Origin of the sequence: Candidatus Cryosericum hinesii, from assembly GCF_003570985.1 — a bacterium.
Lineage (GTDB): Bacteria > Caldisericota > Caldisericia > Cryosericales > Cryosericaceae > Cryosericum > Cryosericum hinesii.
In genome coordinates this window covers 14,370-29,373 of record NZ_QXIW01000031.1, presented here as the reverse complement: position 1 = coordinate 29,373, position 15,004 = coordinate 14,370, and the positions used below count along the sequence as shown (strand labels likewise).

Genomic DNA, 15,004 nt, shown 5'->3' with positions numbered 1-15,004 from the left:
GCAAACCCATGTCAATCGGTATCCGTACTATCGGGCTGCAAAATGAAAAGTCCCCGGCATGCGCCGGGGACTCGATTGGGTTCAGGTGTCAGTGATCAGGCCTTGACCTGGACGTCCTTCGCCTGCGGGCCCTTGTCGCCCTGCACAACCTCGAACTCCACAAGGTCGCCCTCCTTGAGGGCCTTGAAGCCAGAGCCGATGATTGCACTGTAGTGGACAAAAACGTCCTTGTCGCCGTCGTCACGAGTGATGAAACCATAGCCCTTCTCTGCATTGAACCACTTTACCTTACCTGTAAGCACTGATGACCTCCATACACAATTGTGGCATGTCTTATCTTGCCACTAAGAAGTATACAATTTCAAAAAAAACACGTCAATACCTCTGAGGCAATGCGAAACAGTTCACTTGATCGCGTCACTCCTCATCTCGCCTTCAGCCCTTGTGGCAGCGCAGGCGGAAACCCCGTTGTAACCTGATCAGCCTGCTTACCGTATGCGAAGTGAACAGTGCATGACCCAGCTCACCCTTTATGACGATCCTGAGCCCGGGTCTTTTTGCAGCCTGCACAAGGGGGTACGAGATGAACAACAGTGAACAGCACGAACGTAATACGAGAGCCCTTGGACTCTTGCTTCTAGCCGTGGGTGCCTGGATCCTGGTCGCCAGATTCATTCACATCGACCTGGGATTCTGGCTGTGGCCCTTCTGGGTCATTGTCCCCGGCGGACTCATCATGGCTCTCGGTTTCCGGGATACACACCGGAGCAACGAAGGCCTGGTCACCTTTGGCAGCATCGTCGCCGTAACGGGCATTATCCTCTTCGTCCAGAACATCACGGGACAATGGCAGAGCTGGGCATATGCGTGGGCGCTCCTGTTTCCAGGCAGTATTGGTCTCGGTCAGTATCTGTGGGGCAAACGCGCCGGCAACGAAACAGAGGTCCACAGGGGTGAGAAGACTATGCAGACTGCGTTCGTTCTGTTTGTCGCCTTCGGTCTCTTTTTCGAAGTCGTCCTCGGCATCGGAGGGTTCCATCTTGGTATGGCGAGCCGTATTGTAGTACCCGTCCTCCTGATCGCCGGTGGAGTAGCCCTGTACATTATGTCGATGAACGGCAGCCGCAGACAGGTTTCTCCACCTCCGTCGCGCCCGCAGAATACGCCTGCTCCTTCACAACCCCCTGTCCAGCAGGTCGACTCTCAGGACGACATCACCCAGCATTCTTAGAACAGAAGTTGACAGTCGCCGGAGCTATTCTTATAGTGAAGGGCATCCATCCTGCTGGACATCGAGGTACCAATGACACGACGCTTTCCTGTGCGAACCCTGACGACGACCGGCTTGTTGCTGGCGGTGGGACTGCTGCTGCCCCTGATTTTTCATTCCCTGTTCGGAGCGGCGGGCGGCCAGATGTTCCTGCCAATGCACTATGCCGTCCTGCTGGGTGGACTGCTGCTGGGTCCCGTTGCTGGAACATTCCTCGGCATCGCCACCCCCTTGCTCAGCACACTCATGACGGGCATGCCCCCGGTCGCCATCCTGCCCCCCATGGTCGTCGAACTGGCCATCTACGGTCTGGTCGCCGGGTTTGCCCACCGTCACTGGAAACTCGCGCCTCTCTGGTCACTCCTTCTTGCAATGGCTGCCGGCAGAATCGCATTGGGTCTTGCAGTTGCCCTGCTGGGACCATCTATTGGCCTGAAAGCTGAACCTGTCACCTACGTCCTCACCAGCATCGTGACGGGCCTTCCCGGCATCGCCGTACAGATCGTGGTCATCCCGCTCCTTCTCGCGCGCGGACGCCTCGAGCGGTCGATTGCAGACCGCTGACGGGATCCGGGTCTCCACACACATTTCACGATGTCCCCGTTGCATGCGATATGCTGAAGGAGAATTAATCTTCCGAGGAGGAGATACATGTACAAAATAGTATTACTCCGGCACGGCGAAAGCACGTGGAACAAAGAGAACCGATTTACCGGCTGGACCGACGTCGATCTGTCCGAGAAGGGAATCGTCGAGGCACACGATGCAGGAAGGCTCCTGAAGGAGAGTGGGTTCACCTTCGACCTGGCATACATCTCGGTCCTCAAGCGGGCCATCCGCACGCTGTGGATCGCCCTCGACGAGATGGACCTCATGTGGATCCCGCAGGTCCGCAGCTGGCGCCTCAACGAACGTCACTACGGAGCCCTGCAAGGGCTCAACAAGGCTGAGACGGCGCAGAAATATGGTGACGCACAGGTCAAACTGTGGCGCCGCAGCTACAGCACGCAGCCGCCCGCTCTGCTCAAGACAGACGATCGCTGGCCGGGACATGATCCGCGCTATGCTGATGTGCCCGAAGACGACTTGCCGCTGACCGAGTGTCTCAAGGACACCGTCGCCCGGTTCGTCCCGTACTGGGAAGAAACGATCGCGCCTTCGGTGAAGGCCGGTCGGAAGATCATCGTCGTCGCCCATGGCAACTCGATCCGCGCTCTCGTGAAGTACCTCGACGGCATCAGCGATGACGCCATCGTCGACCTGAACATCCCGACGGGCATCCCTCTCGTGTACGAACTGGACGAGCACCTCAAGCCGATCAGCCATGCCTATCTCGGCGACCCTGAGGCTGCAGCACGAGCTGCTGCCGCTGTCGCAAACCAGGCAAAGGTCACGTAACTGGACCAGCGCCTGCTCTCATACAACGACCCTCTGTCCTGGTTGTCGTGCCTGCGAAGACTGCTATCCCCCATATCGTGTGCATGATCGGGAACTTCGCGAGGCGATGCGACGTCTTAGATAGGTCGTATAGGTAGATTTACGTGACATGTCCGGTGACCGACACCATGCAAACGGACTTCCGACAGACACCTGGAGGCGATTATGCTCAATAGGAGAACAAGGACTGCGGTTGTTGTTTTCGCAGTAGCTGTTCTGGCGGTGGCGATCGTGATCGTGGCAGCTGTCGCCAAGCCAAAACGAGCAGCCCTTATGACCCAGCCTCAGAGCTTCTCACAGATTACGTTGATAGATAAGAACACCGGGTGGGCACTAAGCACAAATGGCCAAATCCTGAGGACTGCAAACGGTGGAGCTACATGGGCCGACGTTTCGATCTCTCAGACGCCCCTCCCTGTTCAGGTCCCCGCGACGATTGGTACTTGCTTTTTTGACGGGCAGACGGCGTTCGTGGCAACCAATGCCGGCACCGACAATCAGCCACAGATCGTGGTCTACCATACGAGTGACAAGGGTTCGACCTGGGACAGTACCAATATCGTTACCAAGCTGGATTGGGAAAAAGGTGACATCGGCGGCGTCAAGATCAGCTTCGCCGACGCGTCGAACGGCTACCTCATGATCACTGGGACACCCGGGGCTGGACAGATGGCAAAATCACTGTACCGGACGACCGACGGTGGCAAGACCTTCTCCTTTGTCCGGGATATCACAGGCATAACGGATGCAGCCGGAACGATGAACGGAATAGCGGGCTATCCAACCGGCATGACGTTCTCTACGCCTGAAACCGGATTTGTGACGTGCTCCTATAGTGCATACACGTTTGTGTTGATGTTTAAGACGACGGACGGTGGCACAACGTGGAAGCTATGGTCATTGCCTGTCCCTGCTACATATAAGAACTTGTCCCCTGCAAATAATTACTACGCCGACGCGTATCCTCCCGTGTTCTTTGGAGAACAGAAGAAGACTGGTGTTGTCATGCTGGATTTTGTGGAGGACGGCAAACACATGATGCAGTCGTACCGCACCACCGACGGTGGCGGCACCTGGACGTTGGGCCCTGCTTCGAACAATCCGGATGTCAGGACCTATTCTTTCATCGATGCCACGACCGGCTGGGGCCTGGACGAGAATGGCAAGATCTTCACGACAACGGATGGCGGAGCGACGTGGGTACCGGTGAACACTAGCAACCCATAGCAACCTCTGAACATCTAGCAATAACTCTTCGCGTAGTTGGACTCCTGTCACCCCGACTGATACTATGAAGACAAACCCCCGGCCATAAGGCCGGGGGTTTGTTGTACGGAAAGAGAACAGGATCTAGAGCAGACCAGCCTCGTGATGCTTGGCGGCAATCGTGTCCGCCAACGCATCGATAGCCTGCATGTCGGCGGCACGAGGGTCGCCCTTAGCGAGGACGGGTGTGAGAAGTTCAGCCTTCAGCGGCGCGATAAGTCCGCCAAGAACGTCGATGATGCGCTGACCCCAGCCAAATGATCCAATAATCGATACGAACTTCGTCTTTGGACGAAGAGCCCCTGCCAGGTAAGCGATCTCGATGGTCTTGGGATGCGGACCCGTCAACACGGCAGGTGTGCCGATGACGATGGTCGCGGCGTCCACGAGGGACATGGCGATGTCACCGAGGTCGGCAGTCGTCAGGTCGAACCGTTCGACGGTAACACCGCGGTCGGCCAAGGCCGCCGTAAGGCGATCGACCATCTTCAGCGTGCTCCCATGCATGGAGATAAAGGGGATGACGACCTTGTTGTGCGGAGGGCCGCCTGCCCATTCACGATAGGCGTCGAGGATGAATGCCGGCTCCTTGTAGACGGGGCCATGGCTGGGGCAGATCATGTCGATCTGCAGACCTGTCAGCTTGTCCAGATTCTTCACGATGAAACCACGGAACGGCATCATGATCTCAGCATAGTAGCGTTTGGCGCCGTGCATGACGATGTGGCGCTCGGCGAATACACCCGACTGCGCCCGGTGCGAGCCGAGAAAGTCGCAGGAGAGCAGGACGTGGTCTTCCTCGATGTACGTGCCCATCGTTTCGGGCCAGTGAACCCAGGGCAGGTAGATAAACCGAAGGGTCTTGTCGCCAAGTGACAGAGTCTCGCCGTCAGCGACCGTCCTGAACCGATCGTCCGGGATGTCCAGATGCTCCTGCAGCAGTTCCTTTGCCTTCGGATTTGTCACGAGGATAGCCTCAGGATATCGGGCAAGGACGGCAGGGATGGAACCGCTATGGTCCTGTTCGGCATGCTGCGCCACAAGGTAGTCCAGGTGGTCGACAGTGTCGAGCTGAGCCATGAGGACGTCCAGTTTCGCCGGGTCGACAGTGTCAACCAGCGCGGTCTTCTCACTGCCCCGCACCAGATACGCGTTGTAGCTGGTTCCTTCAGGCAACGGGATCAGCGAGTCAAACAATTTTCGGTCCCAGTCGACCGCTCCCATGAGGGTGATGCTTGGCATTATTGGTCGTGCGTTCACGGTAACCTCCTTGTTCTTGTCAACAGGCTACAGTAACGTGCTTTCAATCAGTATTCGGAACCACCTTCTCCAGCATCTCGAGGAGTGACTCCTGCTCATCCACTGTCAGTGGGGACAGCATCGTCTCCAGCTTGGCTGCGCGTAGAGAACGTGCCTTGGAAGCGATTTTTCTGCCCTGCGGCGACAGATACAGACACACGGCACGCTGATCATCAGGATCGGCACCGCGCTGCACCAGCCCCATGTTCTCCAGTCTGCGGACTCCAATGCTGATGGTTGGAGCAGTCAAATCGAGCCGCTCGGCAGTGTCCTGCACGCGACATCCAGGATGCTCAGAAAGCGACAGCAACAACGAGAGCTGAGACGCGGTCAGTCCACCGACTCGACGCGGGTCCTCAGTCTCCCAGTAGCTTCGCAGTCTCAACAGAACTAGTTCCATACGCTTGCTGTTAGTTATATTTTTCATCACGGTTCCCCCTTACTTTGATAAGCTAAGAGTAGAGGGCATTTGGCATCCGTCAATGGTCTTTTGTAAAGATATCAAGGAGAAGGAGACCACGTGCTCCATTTTGACAGCATTTGCAGTGTTGACTCGGTACGGGCGTAAACGATGCCCCGGTCAATGCAGGATCGACCTCACCAGGGCGACCCTGCCGATAAGCAGGAGACGCCTGCCATCTCATCTCCGTTTCCCGATCAGAGGTCACCAGTCATTGACCGTTCGCCGCCTTGGACTATCCTGACAGTGCGCATACGTTCCGGCGACATAGGTGAGAGGGGGTCAACATGAGCAAGCGGTGGGTCAGTGAACTACTGGTGACAATTGTCGCTGCCATCTGTACGGCTGTCATGGGGGCCCTGTTCTGGAGCTTTGGTTCACGCACTGACTACTGGGGTCTGCTCATCCCTGCGCTATTCCTTGTCTTCTACATCAGCTGGAAATCCGCAAGTCACGCGCAGGAGTCCGTGTCTGCCGTCCCGTATTCGGTGCTCATGGTTCTCGTTTCCGCCCTCGTGCTCATCCTGGACCTGAAGTTCTAATGGATACCCCTGAAATAGAGACTGTCCTCCTCGCCTGTCAGACGGTCGAGCGCCAGGGCGCCTTCAAGTCCGTCGAGCTGACCATGCTGTTGACCCGCTCATTTGTCGTGCTCGCCCCGTTCGACCAGACGAAAGTTCGCAAGATTCGCGAGGCAAGAACAGCCGACGCAAAATCGCGGGGAGCAAGCCGTTTCCAGCAGATGTGGTACGCTGCCCAGGCGCCATTCGCGCTCATTGACGGGTATCCCGGGATGACGATCGCCGATGTCATGGCGGAACTGCCGACAGCCCGTACGCTGGGCTATGCCGACCTCGAGGAGGTCTCTCTTCTCGAGAGCACTCCACCACCACCGAGCCACTTCGGGCCACGCACCCCCGGAGAGCCTCCCCACAAGCTCATGCTCACGACGACGACTGGAGAGATCTCCCTGCAGGTCGACGGTCATACGGACCCACGTGAGCTGCGCCGATTGCTTAAAGAGATTGCCATAGACAAGTTCGTAGCGAACGAGTGACCCAGGCAACTGGAATCGTCAACGCCGAACTGCCACGCCCACCGTGGAGCCTCCGGGCAGAAGTCTGGACGCCCTACGTTACATCACCAATGTCCGGAAGCGGCATGTAGCCTGAAGTATTTCGGAAGTTGACATATCCTGAAGGTTTGCTATACTAATAACAGAAGAAGGTAGCCTCGCGCGGAACATAGCTTGCGTTCATGGCGGACTTGTCTGCTCGCTCCGAGGTTGCCTTTTTCGCATGTTCCGAGGAGAGAGCCGAACGATGAGCCGCATACGAAAAGCACTGCTTGCTATCTCTGGTGGTCACTTTCTTGTTGAAGGGTACGCCGCCTTTCTCCCCCCTCTCGTTCCTGTCTTCCGCACACGTCTGGGTTTCTCCCTGGGGGCCGCCGCCGCACTGGCTGCCAGTCTCCCTATCGTTTCGGGCCTTGTCCAGACGATCTTCGGCCTGGTATCCGACCGCATGCGGCATGCCAACGCGCTTGTCGTGACCTCTTCGATCCTTGCCGCCGTTTCGCTGGCACTGCTGCCGTTCGCCCGCAGCTTTGGCTGGCTCCTGCTCATCTTCACGACCATAGCTCTGTCGCTTGCGATGTTTCATCCACAGGGAGCCATCGGTATGAGCCAGCTGTCCTCGACGAATAAGGGCCGGTTCATGTCCGTCTTCAACTTCGGCGGGTCTATGGGTTCCTTTGTGGGCTCGCTGGCGATCATCCCTCTCTTTGGATTGCTGCATCTCGAGCGCTTCTGGATCCTGGCCATCCCTGGCATCGCGCTGGCACTCTTCCAGGTGTTCGCATTGCCACGCCAGGAAGATCCCACGATAGCTGCACAAAATGGCAACGGCGGTCGCATGACGGACAGTCCTGCATTCAAAGGATACCTCATGCTCGTCGCCAACTCCACGCTGAACGCGATGGTCTACAACGGCGTCACGATCCTGCTACCCCTGCTCTTCCAGGGGCTCGGGTTCCAGGCAGGCAAAGCCGGCGTCTACCTTGCCGTCGGTTCGCTCGTGGGCGCAGTCGCCAATGTCGTCGGGGCCGAACTCTCCGACCACATCGGTCGCAGGACCGTCAACCTCATTGGTGCGACAGGCGTGGCCGTCACCCTCCTGATGTTCGTCCTGACCGGGTCGACCAGCATCATCTGGTTCCCGGCCATGTGCTTCTTCAGCTGCATGACGCTGAGCTCCAACATCGTCTTCGCGCACGAACTGGTCACAAATCACCGTGGTTTCGTCTCCGCGTCTATCATGGGTTTCTCGTGGGGCATCGGCGGCGTTGTCGTCATCATCCTGGGTCAGTGGGCGCAGCACACTAGCATCACGTCGGCGTATCACCTGTTGCTGGGCGTCGCGGCCGTCCTGCTCGTGCTGGCCTTCCTGTTGCCGACACGCCACGCGCTCAGGGCCGTTCTCGAGCACATCCCTGCACAGGAACAGGCTTGAGTCACGGGCTGCTGCTGCTATCTTGTTGATACACAACAGGAGGCACGTATGCAAGCATGGATCGACCGGCTCGACGACTACGACGAAGGACGATTAAGTGACGTGTTCGCAAGCCACCAGGGGTTCCTTCTGGGCGGGCTCGTTCCTGGCGACACTGTCCTCGTCAAGCCAAACATCCTGCAGGAAGCAGAGCCCGAGCGGGCGCTGGCGACCAACCCTCATTTTATTCATGCCTTCGTCCGGTTTCTGCTCGGACACGGGCTCCGCGTCATCGTTGGCGACATTCCGGGCAACCACGTCCCCAGCGAACGCCTGGCCGCCGACTTTGGCCTCGAGGAATACGTCGGCGACGAGCGGGTCACTATCTGCCACCTGGACCAATATGGGTTCAGGCACGTCCATCTCGAGCACCCACGGAGCCCCCGGCCTATCACTCTGCCCGACCTGCTGTGGCAGTCCAAGGTCCTCTTCAATCTGCCTAAGGCAAAAACTCATTCATTGACGCTGGTCACGGGTGCCGTCAAGAATCTATTCGGGCTCACGCCCAAGGCCGAGCGCACGGGGCTCCACATGATCCCGTCCGGCGATGAGTTTGCCAGATGCCTGCTGGACCTCCACGCCGCCCTCCCCATCCATGAACGGGTCGTCATGGACGGTATCCTCGGCATGGACGGAGAGGGCCCGTCGGCAGGAAGGCCCAGACAGTTGCGGGCCGTCGTCGTTGCGGACGATCCTGTCCTCGCAGACTGGGCCATGTGCCACATGATGGGCATCGACTGGGAACTCACACCGCTGTCGCATGTCGTTCCTGTCCCTGACGGCACGCTCGCAGTCGGCGACCTCACACCCATCCAGCCGGCCTTTGCACGGCCCCGCAGCTACATGGGTGGCGCAGTGGTCTCGATCGCAGCAACATTCCAGCGCATCGTCGGCGCCTCCAACCGACCCATCCCCGTAGTCGACACGTCCAAATGCATCAAGTGCGGCATCTGCGCCCAGCGGTGCCCTGCGAAAGCAATCAGGCTTGCACAGTACCCGCAGTTCAACCGAAGGACCTGCGTGCTTTGCTACTGCTGCCACGAGATGTGCCCCCAGCAGGCAATTGTCCTCCGACACACATTCCGCCGCTGAATTGTGAATTCCCTTGGTGTCAGGCACAATGGTCTTCACAATTCCAGCCAACCTGAAAGGAGTTGTTCATGATCAATGAAACAACCAAAGCGATGAGCTTCTACACCGACGAGCGGGGTGCGTCACGCCTGTATGCATATCTGGCTGGGTCCGAGAAGGATCCTGCTCTCCGGGCGCGTTTTGCAGAGCTGGCTCGGGTCGAGAACCTCCACATGGCCTTCTGGCGCGCGTTCCTCCTCAAGCGCGGCATCGCCACCGCCGAACCATCGTGGTTCTCGTTTGCCTGGGCACGACTCCTGCGCCGGATACTGGGGACGCGACGCTATCTATCCCTCCTCGAAATCACCGAGGCGACCGCCGTCGACTCCTACTATCAGTTCCTGAACTCCGCAACCCTGGAAGAAGCCGAGAAGACCAACATCGCACGCATCATCGAGGATGAGCTGGGCCACGAGGAAGAGCTGGAATCACAGTTCAACGCGCTGCCCAAAGACAACGTCCGCGATTTCGTGATGGGCATGAACGACGGTCTCGTCGAACTGCTTGGCGCGGTGACCGGTCTCTCGGCCGTCTACCCGACGCGCCCGCAGATCGTCGCGGTCAACGGTCTTGTCGTAGGCCTCGCCGGTGCGCTGTCCATGGCGATCGGAACCTGGGTCTCAGTCCGCAGTCAGCGCCAGGTCAACGAAGGCATCCGCCGCAAGACCGACCTTCTTTTCAGTGTCGCGCCCAAACGGGCGCAGGCAGAACTCGCCAGGAAGCTGACCGAATCCGGGATGCCCGCCGACCTGACCGACGAGGTCACCGAAAAGTTGGCATCGAACAAAGAGGCAATGATTGGACTCCTCACCGAGCACACGCCCGTCAACGAGATCCGCAGCGCCCTGTTCACCGGCGTTGCCTACATCATTGGACTGCTGTTCCCCGTCCTCCCCTACTTCTTCGCGCGGAATTCGTTCATGGCGCTGATCTTCAGCGTCTTTTTCGCCGGGCTTGCCCTTGCTATAGTCGCCAGCATCATCACCCTGACGGCCGGCAGCAACGCCTTCCGCCGCAAGATCCGTGAGATGGTCATCACCGGCCTTGGCGCCGCCGCAGCCTCCTACGCGTTCGGCCGCCTGGTGCAGGCCGTGTTTGGTATCCACGCATGATGCAGCCAAAGGACAAACTGATGAGTGATACCCCTTTTATCACCAAAGGCACGAAAGTCGCACTAACCCCGCGGCAGAGGGAGAACGTGCCGACGTACTGGAAGTGGATCTGCGACCCCGAAGTCAACCCTGGGCTAACCGACATCGGAGCATGCGTGTCCATCGAGAACGAATACGAGTGGTATGACAACAACGCCGGCAAGGCTGATGGGGGCAGCGTGTACTTCGACATCCATGAGGTGGACGGCATGCGCCTGGTAGGGGACTGCCTGCTGTTCGATATCGACCACGCGGCAGGGACAGCCGAACTGGGAATCATCATCGGCGAAAAGGACTGCTGGAACCGCGGGTATGCAACGGAAACCGTAGCCCTGCTGGCCCAGTACGCCTTCGATATCCTGGGGCTGAGCAGTGTCATCCTGAATGTCTACGACTTCAACGAGCGGGCCGTCGCTGCATACCGCAAGGCCGGGTTCCGTGAAGTCGGTCGACGCCGGGGTGTGCGTCATGGCGCGCGTATTGTGCAAGAGGTCATCATGGACATCGTGCCGGGCGAGGTTGCTGGGCTGACAGACTGAACCCAACAACAGACCCCCGACGCCAATGCTGGATTCCCGCCTTCGCCGAAAGCACCCCTCAGAACGCCCCTCGCATTGAAAAGAAATGCTCAGGGGTATTGAAAAGAAATACTCGGGGGAAATGACGGAGTGTCGCGCGGGAATGACAGATTGGCGTGGAGATGGCAGGTCAGAGTATGAAGGTAACCATGTACGGATGGTTCAAGAGACGTGTAGCAGAGGTGGCAGCAGAAGACTGAGAGCCCGGTCGGCAAGGACTGGACCTCAGATGAGCCAACAGGACAACACAAGGAAGACACAGACCGCCTTCCTCACTTCTCCTCCCTCCTCGTCGCCCGGCTTTCCAGCCGGGCGACTTCCTTTTCTGACCGTGACCACGTCACATTTGAGAGACTCGTGCCTGTTGTCAGGCCGCAAATCCGTTATACTGGCAGAGGTGCACGGGCGTCTGCGAGTCCTGAAAGGGGCTCCTGAGCTGCCGAGTGCACGGGCGATCGCACCCCCAAGTCGTGCGTGTGGCCGTCTGCTGCCGTGGGACAGCGTTTTGGCCGCAAGGAGGATTGTATGACTTTTTCTATCGAGCCGGCTGAGCCCGTCACTGTGGAAGTGGCGCTCGGCTGCGGCACCTCGCGGACCGTTACTGTCCACTGGGAGAAGGGGACATTGTACGCGCGTGCAGGCTCAGAGCCTCAGCTCGCGTTTCAACCGTCCCTTGAAGCATGGAAGCGTTTCTGGCGTGCCGCCGACAAGGCGAACGTCTGGAACTGGGATCGTCTGCAGCAGGCCGACCAGCCTGCGCTCTGGCGAATCGCACTGGATACTGGTGCGAAGCGCGTCACCGCCTCTGGTCAGTCGAGCGCGACCGACGAGTTCAAGACGTTTGTACGCGCCCTCAAGAAACTGCTTCCCGGCGTCAGCCTCCCCTTTTCCACGTGATATCTCCCACACCATCCATCCACTCGGAGGAACCCGTGTCAATCACCAGATTTGTCATCAAGAAAGAAGACATCGACCGCACAGCCTGGCAACAGGTCCTGGTCGAAGCCGATCAGAAGCTGTGCTCGGTGTACGGTAAACTGTTCTACCAGCGCGCGCAGGAAGCAGGCAAGGCGCACGACTCGCGCACAGAGGCTGTCTACACGTTCCTCGGCGCCGTCGCTTCACCCGAACTCAAGCTCGAGACCCCGTCGCGCGACCCCTTTGTCCCCGCTGCCGATCTTCAGTACTCGCGCACACCGCTCCCTGAAGATTTTTCGGCCGATGAGCTGCATGTCATCAAACAACTCATCGAGACTGTCCAGGACGCGGAACTGCGGTCTCGGCTAGCCGATATCCTCTGGGTACGTCAGGGTGACGCCAGCGTCGCCAGCCTGGCTGTCGACAGCTACCTGAGCAGTGCCCTGCATCTCAAGGACGTCGTCCAGTGGGCAGATGGCTACGATCGCCTGAAGCGTTCCTTCGACATCGCCGTCTTCCTTGGCAAAGAGACCAAGGCATACCGCAAGACCATCGACTACCTTCAGAAACAACTCAGTGAGTTTGGCGCTGAGGAGCCGACGCCCTGGTGGGCCAAGCTCATCAACCTGCTGCTGGACGCCGGCGAAGGCAACGCCTCCCGGTTCGCCAGTATCTGCGGGACAAGCGCACAGCGCTGCGAGACCGCTGGACAGTGGGAAACCGCACGCCTGTACTGGCAAGTCAAGGCTCGCTGCGAGACCGCCGCAGGGCAGGACAAAAACAGAGAACTGGCTCTCAAGCGTGCCTCCGACACCTATGTCAAGCAGGCCGACGTCGTACAGTCCGAGGCTCAGCCCATCACCGACCATGCGCTGGAACTGATGCGCAGCGCCATGGAATCGCTTGCCAAGGTCCCAGGCAACGAGCAGGCGGTCATCGAGCTCAAGAAACAGGTCGACGCGCTCGAGCTGAAGCGCAACGATGCTCCCATGAAGAAGCCGTCACGTATGGATCCAGCCGGAATCACCCAGTGGGCACGTGACCAGGTCAAGAGCAAGGACCTGCGTGCCGCGCTTGTCGCGCTCGCCAATCTGGCCGAAACACCCAAGCCTGCAGAACTGGAAGAACAGGTCGACGCCAAGACGGGCCGGATGCCGTTCCAGTATCTCATCAGCACGGTTGGAATGGATCAGGAGGGAAAGGCCTCTTCTCACACTCCCGCCGCCTTCACGGGCGATACCCGCGAGATCCGTACGGCCAAGGATGCCGAACTGTACCAGGAAGCTGCCCGCAACCGTCAGATTGCTGTGCTCGCTCTGCTCGACCCCGCACGTCGTCAGGTTCTGTCAGACCATGTCGTTCGACTGGATGACTGGCGTGCCTTCACGACCGACAACCCCTTTGTCCCCGTCGGCCGCGAGGAGATCTTTGCCCGTGGCATGGATGCAGGCATGAATGGCGATTTCCTTGTCGCCGTCTCGTTGCTGACACCGCAAGTCGAAAATGCCGTACGCATCGTCCTGAAGAAGGCCGGTGTCGTCACGAGCAAGATCGACATGCGCAACGTCGAGCAGGAACGCGTACTCGGAGCCCTGTTGGACATGGACGACGCAGAACGTGTCTTCGGACGTGACCTCATGTTCGACCTCAGAGGCCTGCTTGTCGAGAAGTTTGGCTCCAACATGCGCAATGAGCTGGCCCACGGCCTTCTGGATCTCGACGACTTCAAGGGCCCTGACGCCGAGTACCTGTGGTGGTGTGCGCTCCGCCTTATGTTCCTTCCATCGCTGCAGGGAGTGAAGACCGACCTTTCGCGCCTCCATCCCGGGACACCCGCCCATCAGCAGCCTGATCTGATCGATGTGCATGGACGCGTCCACCATCAGGAAAACGGCATCGGCGAACCATCGGTGGCTGCACAACCGGCGACAAAGCCAGTCATCACCGCTCCTACACCTGCTCCCGTTCAGACCGCCGCCCCGTCCACGACGCCCCAGCGTGCTCCTGAGCGTGACCGTAACCGTAACAGAGGACGTGGCTTCTTCGGCCGTCGTGACCGGGAACAGAAACCCGAAACGACGACTGCAGCGGCTGCTCCAGTGTCTGCACCTGCACCAGCGCCTGTGGCGGCCCAGCCGACACCAGCTCCTGTTGTCGAGACGACGCTCCAGCGCCCTGTTGTCGAGACCAGGGTCACCTCTCTGGTACCTCCAGTTTCGACTTCCGCGACAAGACCTGCCGGCTCCACCAGACCCATTGTCGACTTCCGCGCCGAAGTACGCGCAGCGATGGCAGCAGCCGGCCTTGTCGGCTCCTCGGACACGAAGCCTCAGCAGTCCCCTGTTACCACCCCCACCGGGGAACGTTCTTCAGAGAAACCCGGATCTTCCTCTGCCACGACCAGCCCCGTCGCCGCTCAGTCCCACAGACGCGGCCGCAGATCATCACGCCCGGTGACCGCTGAGACAACGCCAGTTACTCAGACTCCCAGCGCCCCGAAGCCCCAGACCAGGATCGCACCGACGGTCGCCGAGAAAAAGCCTGTCGAGACACAGACTCCGGCAAAGAATACATCGCGCCGCGGTCGGCAGACAGCCCAGTCGCAGCAAGGACCAGCAAGATCAGCCGAGAACAAATCGAAACCAGCCAACAAGGCTCCTGTCGTCAGAGGCGGAAAGGAAGCCCTGAAGGTAACTGCTCCGAAGCAACCAGCTACACAGGCCAAGAACGCTCCCACAAAGCCTCAGCGCGGACAGAGAACTTCCAAGCCGGGGGCAAACGGCGCCAAATAGCCTTTCCTGTATCACGCAATTGTCAGCCCCGGGACCACGGTCCCGGGGCTTTATCATTCGTCCCCGGGCGTTCCACCTCTTTGACACACACGTATCTGTGGCTAGACTGCTCACAAACAGTCTTGCGGAAAATCAGGACCAGAACTCGTCTCA

Annotated in this window: 15 protein-coding genes; 12 read left to right on the top strand and 3 right to left on the bottom strand. The window is 59.0% G+C overall.

What is annotated here, in order from left to right:
- Window positions 1-95 precede the first annotated feature (95 nt).
- Window positions 96-302, bottom strand: a complete 207-nt coding sequence (locus tag SMC3_RS06725) for a cold-shock protein (RefSeq protein ID WP_119089957.1) — start codon at window positions 300-302, stop codon at window positions 96-98.
- A gap of 281 nt (window positions 303-583) precedes the next feature.
- Here SMC3_RS06725 and SMC3_RS06720 point away from each other — a divergent pair, with 281 nt between their 5' ends.
- The 4 genes from SMC3_RS06720 to SMC3_RS06705 all read left to right on the top strand — a co-directional run bounded on the left by SMC3_RS06720 (window position 584) and on the right by SMC3_RS06705 (window position 3,934).
- A complete protein-coding gene (locus SMC3_RS06720) occupies window positions 584-1,231 on the top strand; it encodes a hypothetical protein (RefSeq protein WP_119088235.1) in 648 nt (215 codons plus the stop codon).
- Between the two features lie 72 nt (window positions 1,232-1,303).
- Window positions 1,304-1,834 (top strand): ECF transporter S component, encoded by a 531-nt coding sequence (locus SMC3_RS06715; RefSeq protein WP_119088236.1) that lies wholly within the window; start codon window positions 1,304-1,306, stop codon window positions 1,832-1,834.
- Between the two features lie 87 nt (window positions 1,835-1,921).
- Window positions 1,922-2,668 carry a 2,3-diphosphoglycerate-dependent phosphoglycerate mutase gene (gene gpmA / locus SMC3_RS06710; RefSeq protein WP_119089956.1) on the top strand — a complete coding sequence of 249 codons (747 nt, stop codon included), beginning with the start codon at window positions 1,922-1,924 and terminating at the stop codon, window positions 2,666-2,668.
- 204 nt (window positions 2,669-2,872) lie between these two features.
- Window positions 2,873-3,934: a WD40/YVTN/BNR-like repeat-containing protein gene (locus tag SMC3_RS06705; RefSeq protein WP_119087863.1), complete on the top strand. Its 1,062-nt coding sequence runs from the start codon at window positions 2,873-2,875 to the stop codon at window positions 3,932-3,934.
- A gap of 123 nt (window positions 3,935-4,057) precedes the next feature.
- On the opposite strand, the gene SMC3_RS06700 is transcribed toward SMC3_RS06705, so the two are convergent.
- On the bottom strand, window positions 4,058-5,233 hold the full coding sequence (locus SMC3_RS06700; protein WP_207799709.1) for an FprA family A-type flavoprotein: 1,176 nt from the start codon (window positions 5,231-5,233) through the stop codon (window positions 4,058-4,060).
- Between the two features lie 43 nt (window positions 5,234-5,276).
- A complete protein-coding gene (locus SMC3_RS06695) occupies window positions 5,277-5,699 on the bottom strand; it encodes a MarR family winged helix-turn-helix transcriptional regulator (protein WP_119087865.1) in 423 nt (140 codons plus the stop codon).
- A 320-nt stretch (window positions 5,700-6,019) separates the two neighbouring features.
- Here SMC3_RS06695 and SMC3_RS06690 point away from each other — a divergent pair, with 320 nt between their 5' ends.
- The 8 genes from SMC3_RS06690 to SMC3_RS06660 all read left to right on the top strand — a co-directional run bounded on the left by SMC3_RS06690 (window position 6,020) and on the right by SMC3_RS06660 (window position 14,851).
- Window positions 6,020-6,274 carry a hypothetical protein gene (locus SMC3_RS06690; RefSeq protein ID WP_119087866.1) on the top strand — a complete coding sequence of 85 codons (255 nt, stop codon included), beginning with the start codon at window positions 6,020-6,022 and terminating at the stop codon, window positions 6,272-6,274.
- On the top strand, window positions 6,274-6,789 hold the full coding sequence (locus SMC3_RS06685) for a hypothetical protein (protein ID WP_119087867.1): 516 nt from the start codon (window positions 6,274-6,276) through the stop codon (window positions 6,787-6,789). The genes SMC3_RS06690 and SMC3_RS06685 overlap by 1 nt, the downstream gene beginning before the upstream one ends.
- A 265-nt stretch (window positions 6,790-7,054) precedes the next feature.
- The gene (locus tag SMC3_RS06680; protein ID WP_165846649.1) at window positions 7,055-8,242 is read left to right on the top strand and encodes an MFS transporter; all 1,188 of its coding nucleotides are present in this window, start codon (window positions 7,055-7,057) and stop codon (window positions 8,240-8,242) included.
- Window positions 8,243-8,290: 48 nt separating this feature from the next.
- The gene (locus SMC3_RS06675; protein WP_119087869.1) at window positions 8,291-9,373 is read left to right on the top strand and encodes a DUF362 domain-containing protein; all 1,083 of its coding nucleotides are present in this window, start codon (window positions 8,291-8,293) and stop codon (window positions 9,371-9,373) included.
- A 71-nt stretch (window positions 9,374-9,444) separates the two neighbouring features.
- Complete coding sequence (locus tag SMC3_RS06670; protein ID WP_413814577.1) at window positions 9,445-10,524, top strand: VIT1/CCC1 transporter family protein; 1,080 nt, start codon at window positions 9,445-9,447, stop codon at window positions 10,522-10,524.
- Between the two features lie 20 nt (window positions 10,525-10,544).
- Complete coding sequence (locus tag SMC3_RS06665; RefSeq protein ID WP_165846648.1) at window positions 10,545-11,102, top strand: GNAT family N-acetyltransferase; 558 nt, start codon at window positions 10,545-10,547, stop codon at window positions 11,100-11,102.
- Between the two features lie 564 nt (window positions 11,103-11,666).
- Window positions 11,667-12,038 carry a hypothetical protein gene (locus SMC3_RS09390; protein ID WP_165846647.1) on the top strand — a complete coding sequence of 124 codons (372 nt, stop codon included), beginning with the start codon at window positions 11,667-11,669 and terminating at the stop codon, window positions 12,036-12,038.
- A gap of 35 nt (window positions 12,039-12,073) precedes the next feature.
- Window positions 12,074-14,851, top strand: a complete 2,778-nt coding sequence (locus SMC3_RS06660; RefSeq protein ID WP_165846646.1) for a DUF4209 domain-containing protein — start codon at window positions 12,074-12,076, stop codon at window positions 14,849-14,851.
- The last annotated feature ends 153 nt before the right edge of the window (window positions 14,852-15,004 follow it).

What these genes read in the sequence shown, in the direction of transcription:
- SMC3_RS06720 (WP_119088235.1), top strand. Translation starts at nt 584, where the DNA reads ATGAACAACAGTGAACAGCACGAACGTAATACGAGAGCCCTTGGACTC.
- SMC3_RS06715 (WP_119088236.1), top strand. Translation starts at nt 1,304, where the DNA reads ATGACACGACGCTTTCCTGTGCGAACCCTGACGACGACCGGCTTGTTG.
- gpmA (WP_119089956.1), top strand. Translation starts at nt 1,922, where the DNA reads ATGTACAAAATAGTATTACTCCGGCACGGCGAAAGCACGTGGAACAAA.
- SMC3_RS06705 (WP_119087863.1), top strand. Translation starts at nt 2,873, where the DNA reads ATGCTCAATAGGAGAACAAGGACTGCGGTTGTTGTTTTCGCAGTAGCT.
- SMC3_RS06695 (WP_119087865.1), bottom strand. Translation starts at nt 5,699, where the DNA reads ATGAAAAATATAACTAACAGCAAGCGTATGGAACTAGTTCTGTTGAGA.
- SMC3_RS06690 (WP_119087866.1), top strand. Translation starts at nt 6,020, where the DNA reads ATGAGCAAGCGGTGGGTCAGTGAACTACTGGTGACAATTGTCGCTGCC.
- SMC3_RS06685 (WP_119087867.1), top strand. Translation starts at nt 6,274, where the DNA reads ATGGATACCCCTGAAATAGAGACTGTCCTCCTCGCCTGTCAGACGGTC.
- SMC3_RS06680 (WP_165846649.1), top strand. Translation starts at nt 7,055, where the DNA reads ATGAGCCGCATACGAAAAGCACTGCTTGCTATCTCTGGTGGTCACTTT.
- SMC3_RS06675 (WP_119087869.1), top strand. Translation starts at nt 8,291, where the DNA reads ATGCAAGCATGGATCGACCGGCTCGACGACTACGACGAAGGACGATTA.
- SMC3_RS06665 (WP_165846648.1), top strand. Translation starts at nt 10,545, where the DNA reads ATGAGTGATACCCCTTTTATCACCAAAGGCACGAAAGTCGCACTAACC.
- SMC3_RS09390 (WP_165846647.1), top strand. Translation starts at nt 11,667, where the DNA reads ATGACTTTTTCTATCGAGCCGGCTGAGCCCGTCACTGTGGAAGTGGCG.